Source organism: Selenomonas sp. AB3002 (assembly GCF_000702545.1).
Taxonomy (GTDB): domain Bacteria; phylum Bacillota; class Negativicutes; order Selenomonadales; family Selenomonadaceae; genus Selenomonas_B; species Selenomonas_B ruminantium_A.
This window is the reverse complement of sequence record NZ_JNIO01000002.1, coordinates 588,900-610,321: the sequence shown is the minus strand read 5'-3', so window position 1 is coordinate 610,321 and position 21,422 is coordinate 588,900. Positions and strand designations below refer to the sequence as shown.

Annotated in this window: 14 protein-coding genes; 10 read left to right on the top strand and 4 right to left on the bottom strand. The window is 53.0% G+C overall.

Going from position 1 to position 21,422, the window contains the following annotated elements:
* Positions 1 to 190: 190 nt before the first annotated feature.
* The gene (locus P159_RS0103115) at positions 191 to 1,297 is read right to left on the bottom strand and encodes a glycosyltransferase family 9 protein (protein ID WP_029541329.1); all 1,107 of its coding nucleotides are present in this window, start codon (positions 1,295 to 1,297) and stop codon (positions 191 to 193) included.
* Between the two features lie 120 nt (positions 1,298 to 1,417).
* Between P159_RS0103115 and P159_RS0103110 the strand changes: the two genes are divergently transcribed.
* The 6 genes from P159_RS0103110 (at position 1,418) to P159_RS0103085 (ending at position 12,891) form a co-directional block, all read left to right on the top strand.
* Complete coding sequence (locus P159_RS0103110; RefSeq protein ID WP_051650071.1) at positions 1,418 to 4,837, top strand: DEAD/DEAH box helicase; 3,420 nt, start codon at positions 1,418 to 1,420, stop codon at positions 4,835 to 4,837.
* A 522-nt stretch (positions 4,838 to 5,359) separates the two neighbouring features.
* Positions 5,360 to 6,388: an ABC transporter substrate-binding protein gene (locus P159_RS0103105; RefSeq protein WP_029541326.1), complete on the top strand. Its 1,029-nt coding sequence runs from the start codon at positions 5,360 to 5,362 to the stop codon at positions 6,386 to 6,388.
* A gap of 371 nt (positions 6,389 to 6,759) precedes the next feature.
* On the top strand, positions 6,760 to 8,274 hold the full coding sequence (locus tag P159_RS0103100) for a sugar ABC transporter ATP-binding protein (RefSeq protein ID WP_029541324.1): 1,515 nt from the start codon (positions 6,760 to 6,762) through the stop codon (positions 8,272 to 8,274).
* Positions 8,271 to 9,356 carry an ABC transporter permease gene (locus P159_RS0103095; RefSeq protein ID WP_029541322.1) on the top strand — a complete coding sequence of 362 codons (1,086 nt, stop codon included), beginning with the start codon at positions 8,271 to 8,273 and terminating at the stop codon, positions 9,354 to 9,356. Before P159_RS0103100 ends, P159_RS0103095 begins: the two co-directional genes overlap by 4 nt.
* Positions 9,353 to 10,384 carry a galactofuranose ABC transporter, permease protein YjfF gene (gene yjfF, locus P159_RS0103090; protein WP_029541320.1) on the top strand — a complete coding sequence of 344 codons (1,032 nt, stop codon included), beginning with the start codon at positions 9,353 to 9,355 and terminating at the stop codon, positions 10,382 to 10,384. Before P159_RS0103095 ends, yjfF begins: the two co-directional genes overlap by 4 nt.
* A gap of 626 nt (positions 10,385 to 11,010) precedes the next feature.
* Positions 11,011 to 12,891 (top strand): CocE/NonD family hydrolase, encoded by a 1,881-nt coding sequence (locus P159_RS0103085; protein WP_051650070.1) that lies wholly within the window; start codon positions 11,011 to 11,013, stop codon positions 12,889 to 12,891.
* Between the two features lie 51 nt (positions 12,892 to 12,942).
* On the opposite strand, the gene P159_RS0103080 is transcribed toward P159_RS0103085, so the two are convergent.
* The 3 genes from P159_RS0103080 to P159_RS0103070 form a co-directional block, all read right to left on the bottom strand.
* Positions 12,943 to 13,623, bottom strand: coding sequence for an MgtC/SapB family protein (locus tag P159_RS0103080; RefSeq protein ID WP_029541317.1), 681 nt, complete (start codon positions 13,621 to 13,623; stop codon positions 12,943 to 12,945).
* A gap of 257 nt (positions 13,624 to 13,880) precedes the next feature.
* Positions 13,881 to 15,302 (bottom strand): glycoside-pentoside-hexuronide (GPH):cation symporter, encoded by a 1,422-nt coding sequence (locus P159_RS0103075; protein ID WP_029541315.1) that lies wholly within the window; start codon positions 15,300 to 15,302, stop codon positions 13,881 to 13,883.
* Positions 15,303 to 15,340: 38 nt separating this feature from the next.
* Positions 15,341 to 15,943: a cytidylate kinase-like family protein gene (locus P159_RS0103070; RefSeq protein WP_029541314.1), complete on the bottom strand. Its 603-nt coding sequence runs from the start codon at positions 15,941 to 15,943 to the stop codon at positions 15,341 to 15,343.
* A gap of 478 nt (positions 15,944 to 16,421) precedes the next feature.
* Here P159_RS0103070 and P159_RS0103065 point away from each other — a divergent pair, with 478 nt between their 5' ends.
* From P159_RS0103065 to P159_RS0103050, 4 genes are all read left to right on the top strand, one after another.
* Positions 16,422 to 18,233 carry an IS1634 family transposase gene (locus tag P159_RS0103065; RefSeq protein ID WP_029540396.1) on the top strand — a complete coding sequence of 604 codons (1,812 nt, stop codon included), beginning with the start codon at positions 16,422 to 16,424 and terminating at the stop codon, positions 18,231 to 18,233.
* 304 nt (positions 18,234 to 18,537) lie between these two features.
* Complete coding sequence (locus P159_RS0103060; RefSeq protein ID WP_029541310.1) at positions 18,538 to 18,777, top strand: hypothetical protein; 240 nt, start codon at positions 18,538 to 18,540, stop codon at positions 18,775 to 18,777.
* A gap of 128 nt (positions 18,778 to 18,905) precedes the next feature.
* On the top strand, positions 18,906 to 20,033 hold the full coding sequence (locus P159_RS0103055) for a metallophosphoesterase (protein ID WP_029541309.1): 1,128 nt from the start codon (positions 18,906 to 18,908) through the stop codon (positions 20,031 to 20,033).
* Between the two features lie 10 nt (positions 20,034 to 20,043).
* A complete protein-coding gene (locus P159_RS0103050) occupies positions 20,044 to 21,417 on the top strand; it encodes a hypothetical protein (protein ID WP_051650069.1) in 1,374 nt (457 codons plus the stop codon).
* Positions 21,418 to 21,422: the final 5 nt, after the last annotated feature.

Here is a 21,422-nt window from a genome sequence, read left to right as displayed (position 1 = left end):
GGCAATGTCCAATGTTGACATCACCAACGAGTTTGCCGACATGAACATCCTTCAGTGCGGCTTTTAGGATTACCCCAAGATGATCGCCGTAGGTGATGAGATGCTGGAGACCATAATCGATATGAAGCAGTAAATTCAATCACATAAGCAAACAGGGAGCAAGCCCGCCGCTGGGCTTGCTCCCTTATTTTTAGATGCACAGATGTATTAAAACCTTTTCCAGTTCCTTCGCCGCCTCCCCCGGCTCGATGGCCTCCATGCAGGCGTTGCCCTTGGGGCATTTGGTCTTGCAGCAGGCCTTGCATTCATGGGGGGAGATGTAGAAGTGATGGCCTGGGGAGAGGGGACCGTAGATGGTGGGGAGCGTCGGGCCCCAGAGGGAGAAGGTAGGGGTGCCTACGGCTTCGGCCACGTAGAGAGGGCCGGTGTCGCAGGTGAGGAAGAGGGTGGCGGACTTGATGAGGGCCGCCAGTTCCCTCAGTGAGGTTTCTCCCGCAATGCAGATGGCTCTGGAGGCAAGCTCAGGGGCGTTTTCTTTTAGGTAGTCCAAAGTTTCTTCTATATACGGCTTGTCCCCGGGGGCGCCGGGGAAGATGAGCTGCATATCATCAGGGATATTGGCTTTCTCCAGAAGCTCACCAAAGACACGGGGTCGCAGGTGCTTGTCCGGCCAGGTGGTGCGGATGTTCACCATGAGGATTGGCTTCTGTGGGTCTATATCATGCTCTTTCCAGAAGCCATGGGCATAACTTTTCCAGTCGGCATCAAGGGTCAGCACTGTGCCTGGCACGAAATCCTCCTGCTGCCAGCCCAGGGGCATGAGGGCTGTGAGGTAGCGGCGAATCTTGTGCTTGTCGTCTATGTCCGGGGCCATATCAGTCATGAAGAAGGGATTGCCCTCATGGCGTTCGTGGATGCCGATGCGGCGCCCACAGCCGGTGAGCAGGGCGAGGACACCTGTGAGGAAAAGCCCCTGGATGTCCAGGACGGCATCAAAGGGACCATGCTCCTTGAAAAGGCGGCGGGCTTCTTTGAGAGAGCGGAAGGCCTGGCCGAATCTGTGCTCAGAGATGGCCGTGTCGAATATCCGCCTGTCCCAGCTGATGACTTCATCCACATCCGGGTTGCCCCGCAGCAGGTCATCTGCCGGAGGGCTGCAGAGCCAGGTAAGGTGGGCTTCCGGCAGGAAGAGTTTCAGGTTGCGGGCCACGGAGGTGGCATGGAGCACATCGCCTATGGCAGAGAGACGTATCATGAGAATGCGGGGACAGGGAGGCAGCCCCGTGGCTTTATTCATAAGGTGTTCAGACCTTTCCAGATTACTTCTGATTATGCTAGAATATTAAGATAGATAAAGTTTAACATAACGCTGTGATTGGTTCAAGGCGGTTTGCATAGATGAGGGGAGAGGGATGGCTTGCTGGATATTGAAGCCATAAGGTATACCACTAACAGCACATATTTGTCCAGAGGAAAGAGTTACTATAAGCAGGGACGAGTTTTCGAGCTGGAGAGCGAAGGAGAACAAGCGTATTCGGCTGTGGTCAAGGGAACACGGAAATATCGTGTGTCGGTAGAGCTTTCAGAGGATGGAAGTGAAGTATATGATTGGCACTGCAATTGTCCCATTGGAGATGAAGAGGATGCTTGCAAGCATGTGGTGGCAACTCTTTTCGCCATTCGTGAGGAGCAGAAAAAAGAAGAAGGTTTCGAAAAAATTGTCCAGCATATAGAACGAACCAATGCAAAGCCTGCGCAGGTTTTGGAAGCTTTGATGGAAACCTTTGGGGAGTTCAAAAATGACCTCAAGACCGGCAGGGATTTGGCCAGGGAGCAAAAGAAGAAACGGGATGCGAAAGTAAGTAAGGAACTGTTCGAGTTTTACGCTCCTCAGGTGGAGTCGGCTCAGGAAAACAGGTGCAGGCAGAGGATTCAGCTGGTGCCGAAGCTCATGGTAGTGGAGATGCGTGGTGGTTATGAGCGGTGGCTGGAATTCAAGGTGGGGGAGGACAGGCTTTATGTGCTGAAAGACCCTCTTTCCTTCCGCCAGTGCGTCAAGGAGGGCCAGTCCTGGCCTTTGGGCACCAAAAATTCCATTGATACCAGCAATTTCGTCTGGGCAGATGAGACCTCGGAGAAGCTGTTCAAGCTGATAGATGAAGCCCGGCGGCGGGAACGGGACCTGATGTCCTGTTCGGAATACGGCTATTACAGTTATGGCTACTATGGCCGCAGCCTGACCTTTGATGCCAAGAAGTTCAAACTTGGCAATGAAAATTTTGCCAAGTTCCTGGAAATCATGGCAGGGCAGCCCTTTGAGTTCAATATAAATAATTCCCAAACGGAGACAGTGGAGACAGCACCGGGAAATCCTCCTTTCAAGCTGACGGTGGAGAGAGAGGATGATGGGGGCGGCCTGATTGATTTTGCGGTGGGGGATACTGCCTGCTTCCTGGACGATGAAAACAGGTATCTCTATGTGGATGGCAAGATTTATCATACTGACGATGATTTTGATAAAGATGTGCGGCCTTTCATGTATGTGGCCAGGAATAATCCCCATGGCATCAGCCTTTCCCCTCAGGATATGACCCGTTTCTTCTCCCTGGTCCTGCCTCGCCTTCGCCGTGTGGTGGAGGTGGAAGTGGCTGAGGGCTTTGAGGATAAGTTCATCTTCGAGCCCCTGGCCTGTGAACTCTATCTTGACTATGAAGGTGAAGGCATTTCCGTGCGGCCTGTCTACGCCTATGGTGATAATAAGTTCAATCCTCTGGTTGATAAGAAGCTCCAGCTCCCTCGGGGCCAGCAATTGGTGCGCAACGAGAGCGGAGAGAAGGAAATCGAGTTGCGACTGGCCAATTACGGCTTTCAGCCGGAAGGGAACCGTTACGTGCAGCGGGATGAGGAGAGGAGCTACGATTTCCTCTATGAGGAACTGCCTGCCCTGCCGGAATGGGTGGAAATCTTCTATGAGGATGCCTTCCAGGAAAAGCCTGTCCGCCGTATGCCCAAGGTGACGGCAGGGGTCAGCGTCAATGACGATAATCTGCTGGAAGTGTCCTTCAAGGCGGAAGATCTGGATTTCAAGGAAATGATGGATATTCTGGCCTCTTACCGCAAAAAGCGCCGCTACCACAGGTTGAAAGACCGTACCTTTGTGACTCTGGGGGATCAGCAGCTGGCGGCTCTGGCAGAGTTTGTGGAAAACACGGGTTTGGGCAAGAAGAATGTGAAAGCAGGGGAAACCGCTGTACTGCCCCTGGCTCAGGCCATGTATATTGATACGCTGGCCCGGGAAAATCAGGGTGATATAACTTTGAAGCGCAGCCAGATCTTTCGTCAGGTGGTGCGGCGCGTGAGGAGCCCTCAGGATTCGGACTACGAAGTGCCCGCAAGTCTCACTGATACCCTGCGCGACTATCAGGTAACGGGCTTCAATTGGCTGTCTGGCCTTGCCCAGTGCCATCTGGGGGGGATTCTCGCCGATGACATGGGTCTGGGCAAGACCTTGCAGGTGCTAACCTTCCTGCTGGCCAAGAAGGAGGAAGATGAGAAAGAGGGTAAGGTTTCGCCGCCTTCCCTGGTGGTGGCTCCCACCTCTTTGGTCTACAACTGGCTGGATGAGGCCCGGCGCTTCACGCCCCGGCTCAAAGCCATAGCGGTGGCGGGCACCAAGGAAGAGCGAGAGGAAATCCTCAAAAAATCTTTGCCCCAGAAGAATCAGCCCGGGGAGGCAGATCTTCTTATCACCACTTACAATATGCTGAAGCGGGATATTGATCTTTATGCTCCCTGCCATTTCCGCTATGCCATCCTGGACGAGGCCCAGCATATCAAGAATCCCGGCACCCAGAATGCCCATAGCGTGAAGCAGCTGCAGGCAGAGGGTTTCTTTGCCCTCACTGGCACGCCTATAGAGAATACTTTGACGGAATTGTGGTCGCTTTTTGATTACCTGATGCCCGGGTATCTCCTGACCCAGCCGAAGTTCAAGCAGAAATATGAAACCCCCATTGTCAAGGAGCAGGACGAGCAGGCGGCCGCAGACCTCAGACGCCACATCATGCCCTTTATCCTGCGCCGCCTGAAGCAGGATGTGCTGACAGAGCTGCCTGACAAGGTGGAGCGCCGCCAGACCTGCGAGATGACCCCGAAGCAGGACAAGGTCTACAAGGCCTGGTTCCTCAAGAGCCAGAAGGAATTCAACGAAGCTCTGAAAGAGAGGAATATTGGGGAGACGAAGATCAAGATCCTGGCTATCCTCACCCGTCTGCGGCAGATTGCCTGCGACCCTTCGCTCTTTTTGGAGGATTACAATGGCGGCTCTGGCAAGCTGGATGTGCTGGAGGAAATCGTGGGAGATGCGGTGGAGGCTGGCCACCGCCTGTTGATTTTCTCCCAGTTCACCACCCTTCTGGGGCATATTGGGGACAGGCTCCAAAAGATGGGCATGAAGTATCACTATCTGGATGGCAGCACCCCTGCTCTTGAACGCCTTAATCTGGTGAAATCCTTCAACGCAGGCAACAGGCCTGTGTTCCTGATTTCCCTCAAGGCCGGTGGCACGGGGCTGAATCTCACGGGGGCGGATATGGTGCTGCATGTCGACCCCTGGTGGAACCCCGCCGTGGAGGACCAGGCCACCGACCGCGCCTACCGCCTGGGCCAGAAGAACAATGTGCAGGTGGTGCGCCTGATCATGAAGGATACGGTGGAGGAGAAAATCTACGACCTGCAGCAGAAGAAAAAGAATCTCATAGACAAGATGATACAGCCCGGCGAAAACTTCCTGTCCAAGCTGACGGATGAGGAGATAAGGGAGCTGTTTCAGAGGTGAGGGGCAATGAGCTATACTTGCGAGCAGTGAATTTTTCCATTTAGGGGGCTACGTTTTTAGCAGACCTTACCTCCACCGCTTGCGGGGGAGGGGGACCGGCGAAGCCGGTGGAAGGGGGAATCGAAGCCGTTACGTTACCATCGCCCCTTCCACCGCCTGGCGGCGGTCCCCCTTCCCCGTTTCACGGGGCAGGTAAGGCCTATAATGTACGCTTCTAAAACTTATCCGTCAGCCCTTCGGGCTGCCACCTCCCTCTGAGAGGGAGGCTTTTTTATATGTGTATGTCCAAATTTATATGGTGCACCACGAGAAAGTGTGCTCGAACCGATTTATAAAAATAAAATTCAAGAAAGAACTTGACAACTGTCTGATAAATGTGTATCTTATAAGTAGATTGAAATTGTGTTCGAGCAAACTTGCTCGAGGGGTACAATTTTGAGGAGGGATGGGAGACTACAAACAGGGGAATTTCAAGAGTTTAGTTTCAGTCTAGGTTCTGGCAAACCCAAAGGAGACGAAGAAATGAAAAAGATTCTTGCATTAGTAATGGCCATCATGATGATGGTAGTGGCCGCAGGCTGCGGTGGCGGCGATGAGAAATCCTCCGGTTCCAGCTCTGGCTCCAGCGCCGGCGGGGACAAGAAAATCACCATGGGCTTCTCCCAGATCGGAGCGGAATCCGAGTGGAGAACTGCCAATACTGAATCCGTCAAGCAGGCTGCCAAGGACGCAGGCATTGATCTCCAGTTCTCCGATGCTCAGCAGAAGCAGGAGAACCAGATCAAGGCCATCCGTTCCTTCATCGCCCAGGGCGTTGATATCATCGCTTTCGTTCCTATCGTTGAGACCGGTTGGGACACTGTGCTGAAGGAAGCAAAGGATGCCAAGATTCCCGTCATCGTAGTTGACCGCGATGTGAAGCTCTCTGATGACAGCCTCTATGTTGCAAAGATTGGCACCGACTCCGTGAAGGAAGGCCAGAACGTCTTCAAATGGCTCGATGAGTACATGAAGAAGAACAACAAGACCCCCCGCGCTGGTGGCGACCAGTTCCAGGTAGTTGTCCTTGAAGGTACTGTTGGTTCTTCCGTGGCTATCCGCCGCCAGGAAGGTTTCAAGAATGCTATGGCAGAAGCTGCTGATGGCAAGAAGTTCAATATCCTCGCTTCCCAGACCGGTGAGTTCACCCGTCAGAAGGGCCAGGAGGTCATGGAGTCCTTCCTGAAGTCCGACCGTGACAAGATTGACGTTCTCTTCGCTCATAATGATGACATGGCTCTCGGCGCTATCCAGGCTATCGAGGCTGCAGGCCTCCAGCCCGGCAAGGACATCACCATCGTTTCCATCGATGGCGTGAAGGGTATCTTCCAGGCTATGATCGAGGGCAAGGCAAACTGCACCGTAGAGTGCAACCCCCTCCAGGGCCAGCTGCTCATGGAGACTGCCAAGAAGATCCTCAAGGGCGAAAAGGTTGAGAAGCTCGTATACGTTGACGAAGGCATCTTCCCTGCTGATGTAGCTGAGAAGACCCTGCCGGAGCGCAAGTACTAAGAACAAACTAATGATCCAAACCTAGACACAGCAAGCAGGAAAGGCCGCGCCCGCCAGGGGAGTATCAAAAGCCTCCTAAGGCAGCGCGGCCCTTTCTATGCCCAAAAGGGCGTAGGGCGTGTTGATTAATTCACTCAGCCCATCTTCACGGGTCTTGACTGTCCCTGCTGCGTTGACAAATCCTCGACATAGCACCGCTATGCCTCCGGTTTGTCGCCTTGCATTGGATAGCCAATCCCCGCAAATCTGGACCAAGCTCATTTAATCAACACGCCCTGGCACGGAAACTTTTATATAATTTTATGCAATGCTATAATAAGTGTGTATTATCATGCAGAAGCATGGATTCTGAAAGTTATGGGGTGGGATTTATGGAAGAAAAAGCCTTGTTGGAAATGCGGCACATCGACAAAGTTTTTCCGGGAGTCAGGGCGCTCTCCAATGTGGACTTCACCCTCCACGCAGGTGAGATTCACTCCCTGATGGGTGAGAACGGTGCAGGAAAATCCACATTGGTCAAGGTGCTGACAGGGGTTTATCAGCGTGATGGGGGCACCATCACCCTGCAGGGGAAGCGCATTTCTCCCCGCACGCCGAAGGAAGCCCAGGAATGCGGCATTTCCACCGTGTATCAGGAGGTCAACCTGTGCAAGAATCTGACGGTGGCAGAGAATATCTATATCGGCAGGGAGCCGCGCAAGTACGGTTTCATCGACTGGAAGACCATCAACCAGCGCTCTGAGGAGCTGCTGGCAGGTTTGGGAGTAAACATTGATGTCACCAAGACTCTGGACCATTATTCAGTGGCTGTGCAGCAGATGATAGCCATCGCCAGAGCTGTGGATATCGAAGCCAAGATTCTGATTTTGGACGAGCCTACTTCTTCTCTGGACGAAAAGGAAACGGAACGCCTCTTCAGGATCATCCGCCAGCTGCAGAAGCGGGGCATGGGCATTATCTTCATATCTCATTTCCTGGAACAGATTTACGACCTTTGCGACCATATCACAGTGCTGCGCAACGGCGAACTGGTTGGTTCTTATGAAGTGGCCAAGCTGCCCCGTTTGGAGCTTATCGCCAAGATGGTGGGCAAGGATCTCTCCGAAGTGGCCCATATGGACGATGCCAACGACAAGAGCAAGCCGCAGGAAGAAATGTTCATCGAAGCAGACCATATTTCCCAGGTGGGCAAGCTGGCCGATGTGGACCTGCAGATCCACAAGGGCGAAGTGGTAGGTTTTGCAGGTCTGCTGGGTTCTGGCCGCACGGAGACAGCAGAACTGCTCTTCGGCGTGGAGGGCATCAGCAAGGGACAGCTCAAGGTCAAGGGCCAGCCCGTGAAGTTTGGCAGCCCCATGAGCGCCATGCGGGAGCGCATTGCTTTCTGCCCTGAGGACCGCAAAACCTCCGGCATCATTGGCGATCTTTCTGTGCGCGAGAACATTATTCTGGCCATGCAGGCCAAAGACGGCATGATGAAGCATATTCCTTATAAGAAGCAGTGTGAGATTGCCGACAAGTACATCGATCTGCTGAAAATCAAGGTGTCCGACCGTGAGCAGCTCATCAAGAACCTTTCCGGCGGCAACCAGCAGAAGGTCATCATCGCCCGCTGGCTGGCAACCCAGCCGGAGCTCCTGATTTTGGACGAGCCCACCCGCGGTATCGACGTGGGCACCAAGACGGAAATCGAGAAGCTGGCCATCAAGCTGGCCAAGGAGCGGGGCATGGCCGTGGTCTTTATCTCTGGTGAGATGGACGAGATGGTGCGTACCTGCACGAAGCTCATTGTCATGAAGGACCGCCGCAAGGTGGCGGAGCTCACTGGCAGCGAGGTCAGCTCTGACAACGTGATGCGTGCTATTGCAGGAGGTGAAACGGCATGAGGGAGAAATTAAAGGCTTTCAGCGACAGTTCGCTGTTCTTGCCGGTAGTGGCGCTGGCAGTGCTTCTGACCTTCAATGCCCTGTTTGTAGATGGATTCATGACCATACAGCTTACCGAGGACGGCAGGCTGTACGGGAGACTGATAGATATCCTGAACCGCAGCTGCTCACTGGTCATCCTGTCCCTGGGCATGACCTTCGTCATTGCCACGGCAGGCATCGATATCTCCGTAGGTGCCGTGGTGGCTATTTCCGCTGCCGTGGTCTGCAGCCTTATCGGCGGCCGCGGGGACGGTGTGGCTGAGACCCCCATGTTCCTGGCTATCCTGGCTGCCATCGGTGTAGGTATTTTCTGCGGTATCTGGAACGGCCTCCTGGTGGCCAAGTTCAAGATCCAGGCCATGGTGGCAACCCTGATTCTCATGACCGCAGGCCGCGGTGTGGCCCAGCTCATGACCGGGGGCCAGATCATCACTGTGTACTACAAGCCCTTTGAGTACATCTCCGGCGTCATTCCTGGCAATATCCTGCCCACCAATATTTTCATCGCCTTGGCAATGGTTCTCCTGGTGGCCTTCTTAATGAAGAAAACCAGCATCGGCCTCTTCATCCAGTCCGTGGGTATCAACCCCACCGCAGCCCGCTATGCAGGCATCAATGTCACCATGGTCATCTTCCTGGTGTACGCTTTCTCCGGTCTCTGCGCTGGTGTCTCAGGTCTGATTGAGAGCTCCCTGATTCGTGCGGCTGACGCCAACAACGCAGGCCTCAATATGGAAATGGATGCCATCCTGGCCGTGGCCCTGGGCGGTACCCTGCTCTCCGGCGGCAAGTTCTACATCGGCGGCTCCGTGGTGGGCGCCATCACTATCCAGACCTTGACCACTACCATGTACGCACTGGGTGTTTCCTCTGACCAACTGCCAGTGGTGAAGGCCGCAGCCGTCATCATCATCTGCCTCATCCAGTCCAAGAAAGCCCAGGAAATGTTCGCTGCCTGGAAGGAAAAACGCAACCAGAAAGGCAAGACGGCAGTTCAGGACCCTCACAGGCTGGCTGAAAGGATGGTGAATGAAGCATGAAACGCAGATTAAACGATCTTATTGCCTCACCCTATTTTTCCTTCTTTGTGACGGTGGCTCTCTTTGCCATCCTCTACGGGGCAGGCATCATGGCTTACAAGGGGTTCTCAAGGCCCCAGGTTTTCCTCAATCTCTTTATTGATAATGCGGCCTTGATTATCGTGACCGTAGGCATTACCTTTACCCTGATCATCGTGGGCATCGACCTTTCTGTAGGTGCTGTGCTGGCCCTGTCCTGCATGGTGCTGGCATGGCTCCTGGCCAATACTTCCATTCCCGTGGGACTGGCTGTGCTTCTCGTGCTCCTGATGGGCCTGGTTTTCGGTGCCGCTCAGGGGTATATTATCACCAAATTTGATTTGCAGCCCTTCATCATCACCCTGGCAGGCATGTTCTTCTGCCGCGGCATGACGGCTGTGATTTCCCGTGATACCATCCAGATTACCAATGAGACTTTCGTAGCTATTGCCAGCTATCGCATTGACCTGGGCTTTGGCTTCCTGTCTGTGGGCGCGGTGCTGGCCATGATAGTTCTCGCCATCGCAGCTGTGGTTCTCGGGTTCACCAAGTTTGGCCGGGCTGTCTTCGCCATCGGCGGCAGCGAAAGCTCTGCTGCCCTCATGGGCTTGCCGGTGTTCCGCACCAAGGTCATCGTCTACACCATCAGCGGATTTTGCTCCGCTCTGGGCGGCGTGGCCTATGCTCTCATCATGCTGACGGGCTACAACCTCCACGGCCTTGGCATGGAAATGGATGCCATCGCCTCCTCCGTCATCGGCGGCACCCTGCTGTCCGGCGGCGTGGCCTTCATCCCTGGCGCCCTCTTCGGTGTGCTGATCCAGGGCGTCATCCTGACCTTCATCTCCTTCCAGGGCACTCTTTCCGCCTGGTGGACGAAAATCGTGGTAGGAGCCCTGCTCTGCGTCTTCATCGTCATGCAGGCCTTCATCACCGAGCAGAAAAACAAGCTTTCCCAGAAATCCTCCATGGAAGAGCCCCCCAGCGACCCCAAGCCCAGTGCGGTGTGAAGTTGTCCTGGCGAGGCGTTCGGTACACAGGCACAGCAACGCTTCACTTGGACTTCGGCCTGCGGCCAAATTCCACACGTTCCGCTTATGCTGTGCCTGTGCCCCTCACTTACTGAACCTATGCCACGTGAACGAAACTATTGAGTTTTTGGGTAACGGGTGATATAATCTAATTGCAAAATCATTGAGTAAACGACACTTACTCACAAACAAAAAGAACCCCCAAGGGAGGCGCAAACTCCCAAGGGGGCTTTTTGTACGATAGGCTAGATTGCTGCTAATCTAACCATTTGCTCACAAAGTGGACAATCAGAGAAGCCACTAAGCTTGCCAATACCGAAAGCAAAAAATCATTGAACGACACCTAACTCACCTCCTTCCGTTGGAGAGAAGGGGCAGCATTTACATTATAAGGCCATTGTTCCAGCTTTGTCGATAGACAAAGCTTCCTCTTGGCCTTTCAACGAGGCGGGAGATATGTGCTCACCGCCTGTTATGATATTCGCCACCCCTACCTATAGAGGTGGGGGACATCTTGTTCCTCGTTATAGCACAGTAATAGAAAAATGTAGAAAGGTATGATTTAAATGAAAAGAACCTTGAAACGTGTCTTATGTGCAAGTCTGATGTTTTCAGTCGTAACTGGCATAGGCGGAGCAGCAGAAGCTGCCGACCCGGTATCAATCACTATCCCTCAGAAAATGGGCAATGGTGAAACCGTAGAAGTCTATTACCGCAAGGGCAATCCCCTCACTGCCCCCAGAGTCCGTGCTGCAGAGCACAAGACAGAAACCCTGCTGCTGAAAAAGGGCACTATCCGCCGTGAGGGCGCCATGCCTTTGCCCTGTGACATCATAATGGAGAAGGACACTCCCGTTACCCTGCGTGACGGCACTGTCATTTACACTGATATATTCCGACCTGCTGACGAAGGCAGGCACCCGGCACTGATGGCCTGGAGCCCTTATGGCAAGGAAATCGGCGGCCAGATGCTGGACGACGTGCCCATGCGGGCGGGGATACCTGTGGCAGCCACTTCCGGGCTGGAAAAATTCGAGGGTCCCGACCCTGCCTATTGGGTAAGCCACGGCTATGTCATCATCAACCCTGACAGCCGTGGGGCATATTACTCTGAGGGCAACCTTAATTACTGGGGGAGCCAGAACTCCCAGGACGGATACGACACCATTGAGTGGGCGGCAAAGCAGCCCTGGAGCAATGGCAAGATTGGCATGAGCGGCAATTCCTGGCTCACGGTGTCCCAGTGGTTCATCGCAGGGGAGCAGCCGCCACATCTGGCTGCCATCGCGCCCTGGGAGGGATTTGTGGACCACTTCCGAGAGACTGCCAACCGTGGCGGTATTCCCAATCCCGTCTTTCCCGAGGCCATCTTTGACACCTTCACCAGCCAGAATTACCTTGAGGATCAGCCCCGCATGGTAGTGACCCACACCCTCATGGATGCCTACTGGCAGGACAAGATTGCGAAACTGGAGAATATCAAGATTCCCGCCTATGTGGTGGCCAGCTATACCAATCCCGTGCATACCCATGGCACCTTCGCGGGCTTTCGGGAGATTGCTTCCAAGGACAAGTGGCTGCGCGTCCACAATACCCAGGAGTGGTTTGATTACTATACACCCGGCAATATGGAAGACCTGAGGAAGTTCTTCGACCACTATCTGCTGGGAGAGGATAACGGCTGGGAAGCAACGCCTAAGGTGCGCCTCGCCGTGCTTGACCCGGGCCATGAGGATGTAGTGAACCGGGTGGAGCAGGAGTTCCCCCTGGCGAGAACCGAGTACAAGAAGCTCTACCTTACGGGTGGGCAGGGGCTTTCCGTGACGCCTCAGAAGCAGGAAGATACCGCTTCCTATGATACATCTGTCAAGGAGGCTGTTGCTGCTTTCACTATGACCTTTGACAAGGACACGGAACTTACCGGCTACATGAAGCTGCACACCTATGTGGAAGCGGACGGTGCTGATGATATGGAACTCCATGTGCAGGTGGAGAAATTGGACGAGAAGGGCAATCCTATCCCTGACAGGATGACACATCAGCCCATCGTGGCCGAGGGTTATCTCAGGGTATCCCAGCGTGCCCTGGATGAAGCAAAATCCACGGAGGTAGAGCCGGTACTGAAGCATGACCGTGAGGATTTGCTGAAGAAAGGCGAGATTGTTCCCGTGGATATTCCCATCTGGCCCATGGGCATGAAGTATCATGCAGGGGAGAAGATCAGGCTGACGGTGAGAGCTTACAATCCGCCTTCGCCTGATATGGTGCCCGCCTTTGGCTCCGCCAAGATTACCGTGCCGGAAGAAGGCTATACATATGAACCGGGCACGAAAGTGTCCATGAAGACGGTGGGAGGCCTGGACGGCAGGAGTTATGTGAAAAAGACTGTAACCCCGCCCAAGACACGAAATAAGGGCAGACATATCATCCACCTGGGGGGCAAATACGAAAGCTACCTGCAGGTGCCGGTGGTGCCAGAGAAATAAGCAAATAAGCAAATAAGCAAATAAAATGGGAGCAGGGAAACCTGCTCCTGTTTAAGTTATATTTACACTGGTAACGCCTGGTATGTTCCGCAGCACTTCGATGATCTCGGCGGTCGGAATACCTTTGTAGTTGAAGGCATCCAGCTCTATATAAAGCTGCTTTGTCTCTTCGCTTTCCACCTCATCTTCGTCCGCTTTTACTTTTATGCCTTTGACCTTGAACTGCATTTTGTCAACGCATTTGTTGATCAGCATGAGCTGCCCCGGCTTGTCGATGGTGTGGATGACGAGGGAGAGCCGCTTTTCGTGGTCTACCCAGTCGTCCAATCGGGAGAGCCTGCCCAGGGCGATGAACACCAGCAGTCCCGTGAAGATGGCACCCACGTAGAAGCCGCCTCCAATGGCCAGCCCTACTCCTGCCACCACCCAGAGACAGGCGGCGGTGGTGAGGCCTGTGACGGTGAGGCCTTCCTTCATGATGGCCCCGGCCCCCAGGAAACCGATGCCGCTGACTACCTGAGCCGCCAGGCGGGCCGGGTCCGCATTGGTCTTGCCTTCCACCTGCTGGTACATATCCTGGGACAGCACCATGATGAGGCAGGAGCCCAGGCAGACCAGCATGTTGGTTCTGAGCCCCGCCGACTTCCGCCGTGACTGCCGCTCATAGCCAATCACGCCGCCCATGACACAGGACAGAAGAAGTCGGAAGCAAAGTTCCCAGTCCGAAATCATAGCTTCACCCCCTGAGATTTTTTCATAAGGCCATTGTTCAAATTTTGCCGCAGGCAAAATCTTCCAATTAGCCTTTCAACGAGGCGAGAGATATATGCTCGTTGCTTGTTATGACATTAGCCACCCCAAAAACTATAGAGGTGGAGGACATCTTCTTCCGAGTTATACATTATGAGAATATTTCCACATAGGTGCAAAATATCCTGCTATGGGAAAATAAAAAAGCCTTCCAATTAAGGAAGACTTTTCCAAGAGAATTACTTGCTCATCTCGTCCCATTTCTCTTCGAGTTCGCGGACGATGCGGGCATGTTCTTTTTCGGTAAGGGTAACTTTGGCTCTGTAGATGAAAGCGGCTGCGGCAATCAGTACCAGGGGAGCTGCGAACATTACCAGCTGGAAGTTGGCGAGGCCCTCAGTAGTGATGCTGTCAGCCGTGGCGCCGGCGGTCATGCCGACCCATACAGCGGTGAGGCCTACGACGCCGCTGGTGATGGCGCCGGCGAGCTTGTCAATGAGGGGGCGCACGCAGAGCACCAGGGCTTCGTCACGGTGGCCCAGCTTCAGCTGGCCGTACTCAACAGTATCCGTGATGGTCATGAGCACTACCAGGAAGATCAGGGGCTGGGGCAGGCTGAAGATGCCGGCGCCCAGCAGTGCCATGCTGACGTTCTTGCCGGAGAGGGCGTAGCAGACGATGCCTGCCAGCATTACTACAATGGAGGCAAAGAACAGCTTGCGGCGGCTGAATTTGGTGGTGAGAATGGGGAAGAGGGCCACGGCAGCCAGGCCGATGACTACATTGATGACACCCAAAATGGAGAATTCAGAATTATCACCGATAACATAAGTGAAGTAGTAGAGGTTGAAGTTGTTGATAAGGTTCTGGCCCAGGCCAAAGACCAGGTAAGCGATAGCTACCCAGAGAAGCTGGTCATTCTTCAGGAGGATCTTGAAGACATCTTTGAAGGAAGTCTGGGTCTTGTTCTCACGGAGAGTGGATTTCTGCTCTTTGGTGAAGAGGCCGAGGATGATGGCGCCCAGAGTGGCAATGCCGCCGCCGATGCAGGCAAAGGCAAACCAGCCGGTGGGATCGCCTGCGCCGCCGTTGGCATCATGGGAGAAGTACATGACCACGGGGATGACCATGATGGTCACCAGCTGGCCGCCGAACACAGAGCCGATACGGGCAAAGGTAGCGGTGACTTCACGCTCGTGGGAATCAAAGGAAATGGCGGGGATCATAGACCAGATAGCCACGTCCTTGGCGGAATAGAACACATCCATGACAAAGTAGATGATGGCAAAGAGGACAAGGTAGGTGATGGGGGAGCTGACAGCCAGGCCGCCCATGTCAGTGAAGAGGAAAGCCAGGGTCAGGGCTGCCACGAAAGCGCCTACGATAACCCAAGGCTTGAATTTGCCCCATCTTGTTTCTGTCTTGTCAATGATGTTGCCGATGAAGGGGTCAATGAAGAGCTCACCAATGCGCAGCACCAGGATAATGGTGGTGACAATGCCGATCATATAGGCATCACGGCTGGGATTGTCAGAATGGAAAAGATTGCTGGTGACAAAAATCATGAAGTAGGTGCCCAGCATGGCGTAAAAAACATCGTGGCCAAAGGTGCCGCAGGCATAAGCCACGCGGGGCCAGAAGTTGCTTGTCTTCTCGTTCACGGTAGATTCCTCCAAAACTGCGGTATTTTCCATGCTCATCAGTTTTTCACCCTTTCAATGTAGGCAAGAATCGCATCGGCGATTTTCTCCAGAGGCTCACGGCTGGTGTTTACCACCAGGTCGTAGTTGGCGCCGTCACCCCAGGTGCGGCCTGTATAGTAGTCGTAGTAGCGGGCGCGCTTCTCGTTTTCCTTGTCCAGCTCCTTGAGGCTCTTGCCCTCGTAGACCTCCTGGCCGCGCTTCTCGCGGTACTCGTCATCGGCGCAGACAAAGATGGAGAAATTATTGGGGTCATTGCGCAGCACATAGTCGCCGCAGCGTCCCAGAATCACGCAGGAGCCGTCCTTGGCCAGCTTCTTGATGGCGGAAGACTCGGACAGGAACATGCCATGGGAGCTTTCTCCCATGTGGGTGCCGAAGGAATGGAAGGGAATGAAGCTCATGGAAAGGGGCTTCACCTGGTTCTCCATCTGCAGCAGTTCCTCTTCGCTGAGGTCGTTGATGCCCAGCTTGGCGGCGGCGATATGGACAATCTGCCTGTCATATAGCTTCACGCCGAGCTTGTCCGCCAGTATCTGCGCCAGCTCCCGTCCACCGGCGCCATACTGGCGGCTGATGGTGAGCACTAGATTCTCCTTCATGATGATACCTCCTACTTTCGTAAACGTTTTCATTTCTGTCCTAAAATAAAAGGGAAAATCTTTCCCGAATGGACAGGCTTAGAGATTGTGTACAGTGAAAATATATTTTCGTGGAAATCATTCGTGTTTAGTACAGTAAACGATTTCTTTACTCTTATTATACACGATTTCTTCCGATATGCAATATGCTTCGAAAAGAAAATAAATTCTGATAAATATTTCAGCATATTCCTAAGTATATAGCTCCATCGTAATAATAACCCTATATATAGTATAAATAAAATTTTCTCTCTTTTTCAATTAAGATAAATATTTGACATCTGTACACAGTTACAGATTTATGATATAACCCGACTTTGCCACGAAATTTAAAATCAGACACCTAAAAAAGTAAGGAATTTCAAAGGTTTTCCTTGCTTTTTTATTGCTTTTATGTTATAATTATTTAGTAGGTATATATTTACATAAGGAGAGGACTATGTTTGTCGAGCTGTGCAAGAACAATGGCATCCCTTACCTCCGTCTGATGCAAAGCTGCCGGGTTGAAGACAGCCAGGGGCGCAAGGTCTCCCGCAAGAAGACCGTCATGAACATTGGCCCCTTGTCCCGCTTCGATGACGGCAAGCCGGATTTCGTGCAGCGTCTGAAGGATTCATACAAGAACGGAATCCCCATCATTGATTCTCTGCTTCCTTATGTCGATTCCCCACTGCCGCAAAAGCATGTCGTAACTTACGTCGAAGGAGAGGCTGCCTGTATAGGCGCGCCAAAACTCGTTGCCCAGTTTCTGCTTGACCGACTGTTTGGGCAGCTGGGGCTGGACAAGCTTTGTGCAACTTTGAAGCACTCATTGGGACTTACATATGACCTGGCCGGATTCATACGCCTGCTCATTTTCGGGCGCATACTGCAGCCTGCTTCCAAGTGGGAAACCGCACAGCAGAACGAGCAGTATTTTGCCCCGTTGGCAGATGTTTCCTATCCCTACCATATCTACGATGCACTGGATGTGCTGGCGGAGCACAAGGAACAGTTCATCCGCCGGATGCATTCTTCCATCTGCAAATCCGTAGGACGTTCCACGGCGCATATTTACTATGATGTCACGAACTTCTTCTTTGAGATAGAAGATCCAGATCCTGATGAGCGCGTAAACGGTGATACGCAAAAAGGCCTGCGGCAGAAAGGCGTTTCCAAGGAGAATCGCAGAGAGCCAATCGTGCAGATGGGGCTTTTCCTTGATGACAACGGCATCCCCATAACCATTGAGTCATTCCCCGGCAATACCCTTGACCAGGCTACGCTGCGTCCTGCCCTGAAGAAAAGCATGGGGAGACTTGAGACGGAACGTTTTGTTCTGGTGGCTGACCGAGGCATGCATTCTTTCTACAACCTCTGTCATCTTGTCAGGGATGGACAGGGCTACATAGTAAGCAAGAGCATACGCAAGACCCCGAAGGCTGAGAGACATTGGATTCTGGAGCAGGAAGGCTATACATCCAAGGGCAGTTCCTTCCGTCTGAAATCACGTATTCTGACCCGCAGGGTAAAGGATGAGGACGGCAATACCGTGGAACTCAAAGAGAAAGTTGTTGTCTACTGGAGCGAACGCTTCTACAAGCGCGAGTACCACGAGCATAAGAGATTCCTGGATTTTCTGGAGAAACTGCGCAATAACCCGTCAACATTCCGCGTGACGGCAACACAGTCCCGCCAGCTCAAGAAATATTTCAAGAAAGAGTTTGTCCACAAGGAAACCGGGGAGATGATCGAGTCCGGCAAACTGCTGGGCATGCTGGATGAAGAAAAGCTTGAGGAACTAACGGCATACATGGGTTATTACCAGATTGTGACTTCGGAAACAGACATGGCCGATGAAGATGTTGTGGAGGCTTACCACGGGCTGACGCAGATCGAAGACCAGTTCAGGGAAATGAAAGGAACGCTGGCCACACGCCCAATATATGTCTCAACCAGGGAGCATATACAGGCGCATCTCCTGGTATGCATGATGGCATTGACAATGCTCCGCCTGATTCAGAAAAAAGTTTTATCTGCTACCCCTGGCGGAAATGCTGACAGCCTGTGGAGTTACGGCCTTTCTGGCAGACGTGTCCAGTCAGCCCTGCAAAAGTGGCAAATTGACAAACTGCCCGGAGACCTTTACCGATTCAATAACACAATGGATGATGACCTAAAGAAGATACTGTCTGCGTTCTCACTGGATATTGTCCCGAAGCTTTACACAAGAGGTGATTTACGAAAGATGAAGGCTGATATGGACCTTTGAAGTGTAGGTGTATATTATTTTCGAAAAAATAAGCACGAAGCCATATGTACTGTGGCTTCGTGCATTTTTTACGTGGCAAAGTCGGGAAAAGAAAATAAATTCTGATAAATATTTCAGCATATTCCTAAGTATATAGCTCCATCGTAATAATAACCCTATATATAGTATAAATAAAATTTTCTCTCTTTTTCAATTAAGATAAATATTTGACATCTGTACACAGTTACAGATTTATGATATAATAAAAGCGCCGCGAAGTAGCATCTCAGCAAGTTTTGAAAAACATACTGTGGGGGGATTCGGTATGGCAATCAAGAACATTGAAATGGACCGTCGTGACAGCGCAAGTTATCGCAAGATGTTGAAACGAGGAGGTTTCCTATCAGCAAGCTACCTGTCCGTCAGCGGCTTTGACGTGGCTTCACTCAAGAAGCTGGCCCTAGCAGGAGAGCTTGATGCCGTTCGCTGTGCTATTGGCAAATCTACCCGCTGGTATTATCGGGAGAATCAGGCAGAAAACGCGCACCTGCGCGGCCTGGCTTAAAGGAATCATTTATTGCGGCATACTCGAAGACCGGTTCGCCGGTCTTTTTTTTATCCTCTTGCAAAGGTTAACAGGAAGGAAATGCAGAATATTTACGACAGATAGTGCAATTAGTGGAGGAATCCGTTATGGGGAATTTTTTTGTGATGGTATTGGTCTTTGCCGTGGTGCAGCTGCTCTGGTCTGCCTGGTCGGCCCGGCGCTTGTGGAGAGGCTGGCGGCTGTGGCTGGCCTGCCTTTGCTTTGGGGCGCTGGATCTGGGGCTCGTATGGTTTATTCTGCGCCATCTGCCCAATTACCATGATGTGGGCAAATATCTGATTTGGGCTATGGTGCTGCTGCTGGTGGTCCAGTCCATCTTCAACATGCTGGTGACGGCGGCCTGGCTTATCAGGTTCCTCTTGCGGCGGGTGCATAGGGTGCCCTTTGATTCCAGGCGGAGGGAACTCATGAAAAAGTCTTTCTTATATCCTCTGCTGGCTGGCGGTCTTTCTGCCTACGGGGGACTGGTGGAAAGCCGCCATCAGGTGCTCCGGGAGGTGGAGATTCCCGTGAAAGGGCTGACGGCACCCTCAGGCTACCGCATCTTGCAGCTCAGTGATGTGCATCTGGGAGAATTCTTCAATCTGGAAGACTTTGCTAGGCTGCTGCAGCAGGCAGAGAGCCAGGGAGCAGACCTGCTGGCGGTGACGGGAGATCTCTTTGATGATGAGAGGATCAACGCGGAAGCAGTGAAGCTGCTGGACAGCTTTGTACCTGCTTTCCCCGATGGCATTTACTTTGTCTTTGGCAACCATGAGCACTTTCGGGGCGTGGGACAGATCAAGAGCTATCTGTCCGGCACCCGCATCAATGTGCTGGAAAACGAGGCCCGCCAGGTGCCAGGCAGGGAATTGTGGCTGGCGGGGGTGGACTATCCCATGCGCAGGGACCATTTTGAGAAGGACAGACGGGAAATGCACCGTCAGGCCATGGCCAATGTGCCTGAGGGAGTGACCACGGTGCTGTTGGGGCATCATCCTGAGTGCATAGACGACGGGGCAGAGTCCGGTGTGGCCCTGACCCTGACAGGACACACCCACGGTGGTCAGTTCGGCATCCTGGGCAAGCCCATCTTTCCTTTCTTCCGCTATAATCGGGGGCTGGTGAAGACAGGGGGCAGTTACGGTTATGTCCACTCGGGCAACGGCAGCTGGTTCCCCTGCCGTATAGGGTGCCCGCCGGAGATTGTGACTTTCACTTTGCTAGCAAAGTAGGAGGGCGGCTATGGAACGTGATGCCTATTATTATGAGGAAAAGGCGGAAGAGTTCAGCCTGGCAGGGGATGCCGAGGGAGTGGCGGCGGCCCTCTATCAGGCAGCTGTCCATGACAAGTACCTGCGCAGCCAGCGGCAGCATTACTCGGGCTATCTCTTTGCCCTGCACTATCTGGAGGAAATAGGGGCGGAGGATTTGCGGGCGGCTCATCTGGCCTATGGGGAGCTGTATGGTGAGGAAGAAGCTTTGCCAGCTGCTTCGAACTATCAACACAGGAGAATCCGCATAGGTTTTCTGGCGCCCCGATTTGTAGAGAGTTCAGTCATGCGTTTTGCCGAGCCGTTGCTGCTGGGATTGGACAGGGAACAGTTTGAAGTTTTTGCTTTTGCTATTGAGGAAGAGGAGGACAGCTTCACCTCATATCTGAAGGAGCAGCTTGATACGCAGGGGGAGCATTACTTCTGCCTGTATGGTCAATCCCTTGAGGAAGGAGCCTGGGCTATTCGCAATCAGGAAATAGACATACTCTTTGACCTGGGGGGCCATAGCGAAGGCGGACAGACCCTGATGCTTATGGCGAAGAAACCTGCACCGATACAGCTTTCCGGGCTGGGTTACTTCGATACCTTGGGATTGCCTGAAGGTACGGTTGATGGTTTGCTGGCTGATGGAGCATTGGTACAAAATGGGGAGGAAGGCTTTTTCACCGAGCCAATCTTCCGCCTGCCTCAGGCTGTGGCTTTTCAGCCTACGGCTGCCATGAGAGATTTCCGGGAGGGAATGTCGGCAAGAAGGGCGCAGGGGCCAGTGACCTTTGGCGTGGTGCAGAATGTGCTGAAGGTGACAAATGGGGCATTGCGAGCATGGGGGCGTGTCTTGCAGGAGCTGCCGGCCAGCCGGTTGATTATCAAGGACGTATTGCCCCAGTCGGAAAGGTTGGAACGGCTCAGGAGAAGAGCGAAAGACCTGGGTCTGCCCATGGAGCGTGTGAAACTGCAGGGGGGCAGTCTCAGTTATTGGCATTTTTACCAAGAGATTGACATAGTGCTGGATACCTTCCCTTATCCCGGAGGCTTTATGACGGCGCTGGCACTGTATTTCGGGGTGCCGGTGGTGACACTAAGAGGCTGCAGCTATGGGGCAAGGTTTGGGGCTTCGATACTTAAAGCGGCCGGCAGGGAAGAGTGGATTGCTGGCAGCGTGGAAGAGTATGTGGGGAAGGCGTTGGAGCTTGGTGGCGATGCCGTGAAATTGCGGCAGGAGCAGGAAAGGCTGTTTGAAGAAATTGTTGATTCATCGTTGCTGGATGTCAGCACATATGTTAGAAAGCTGGCTGATGAGTTATCATACCTCCACCGCTTGCGGGGGAGGTGGCAGCCGTAGGCTGA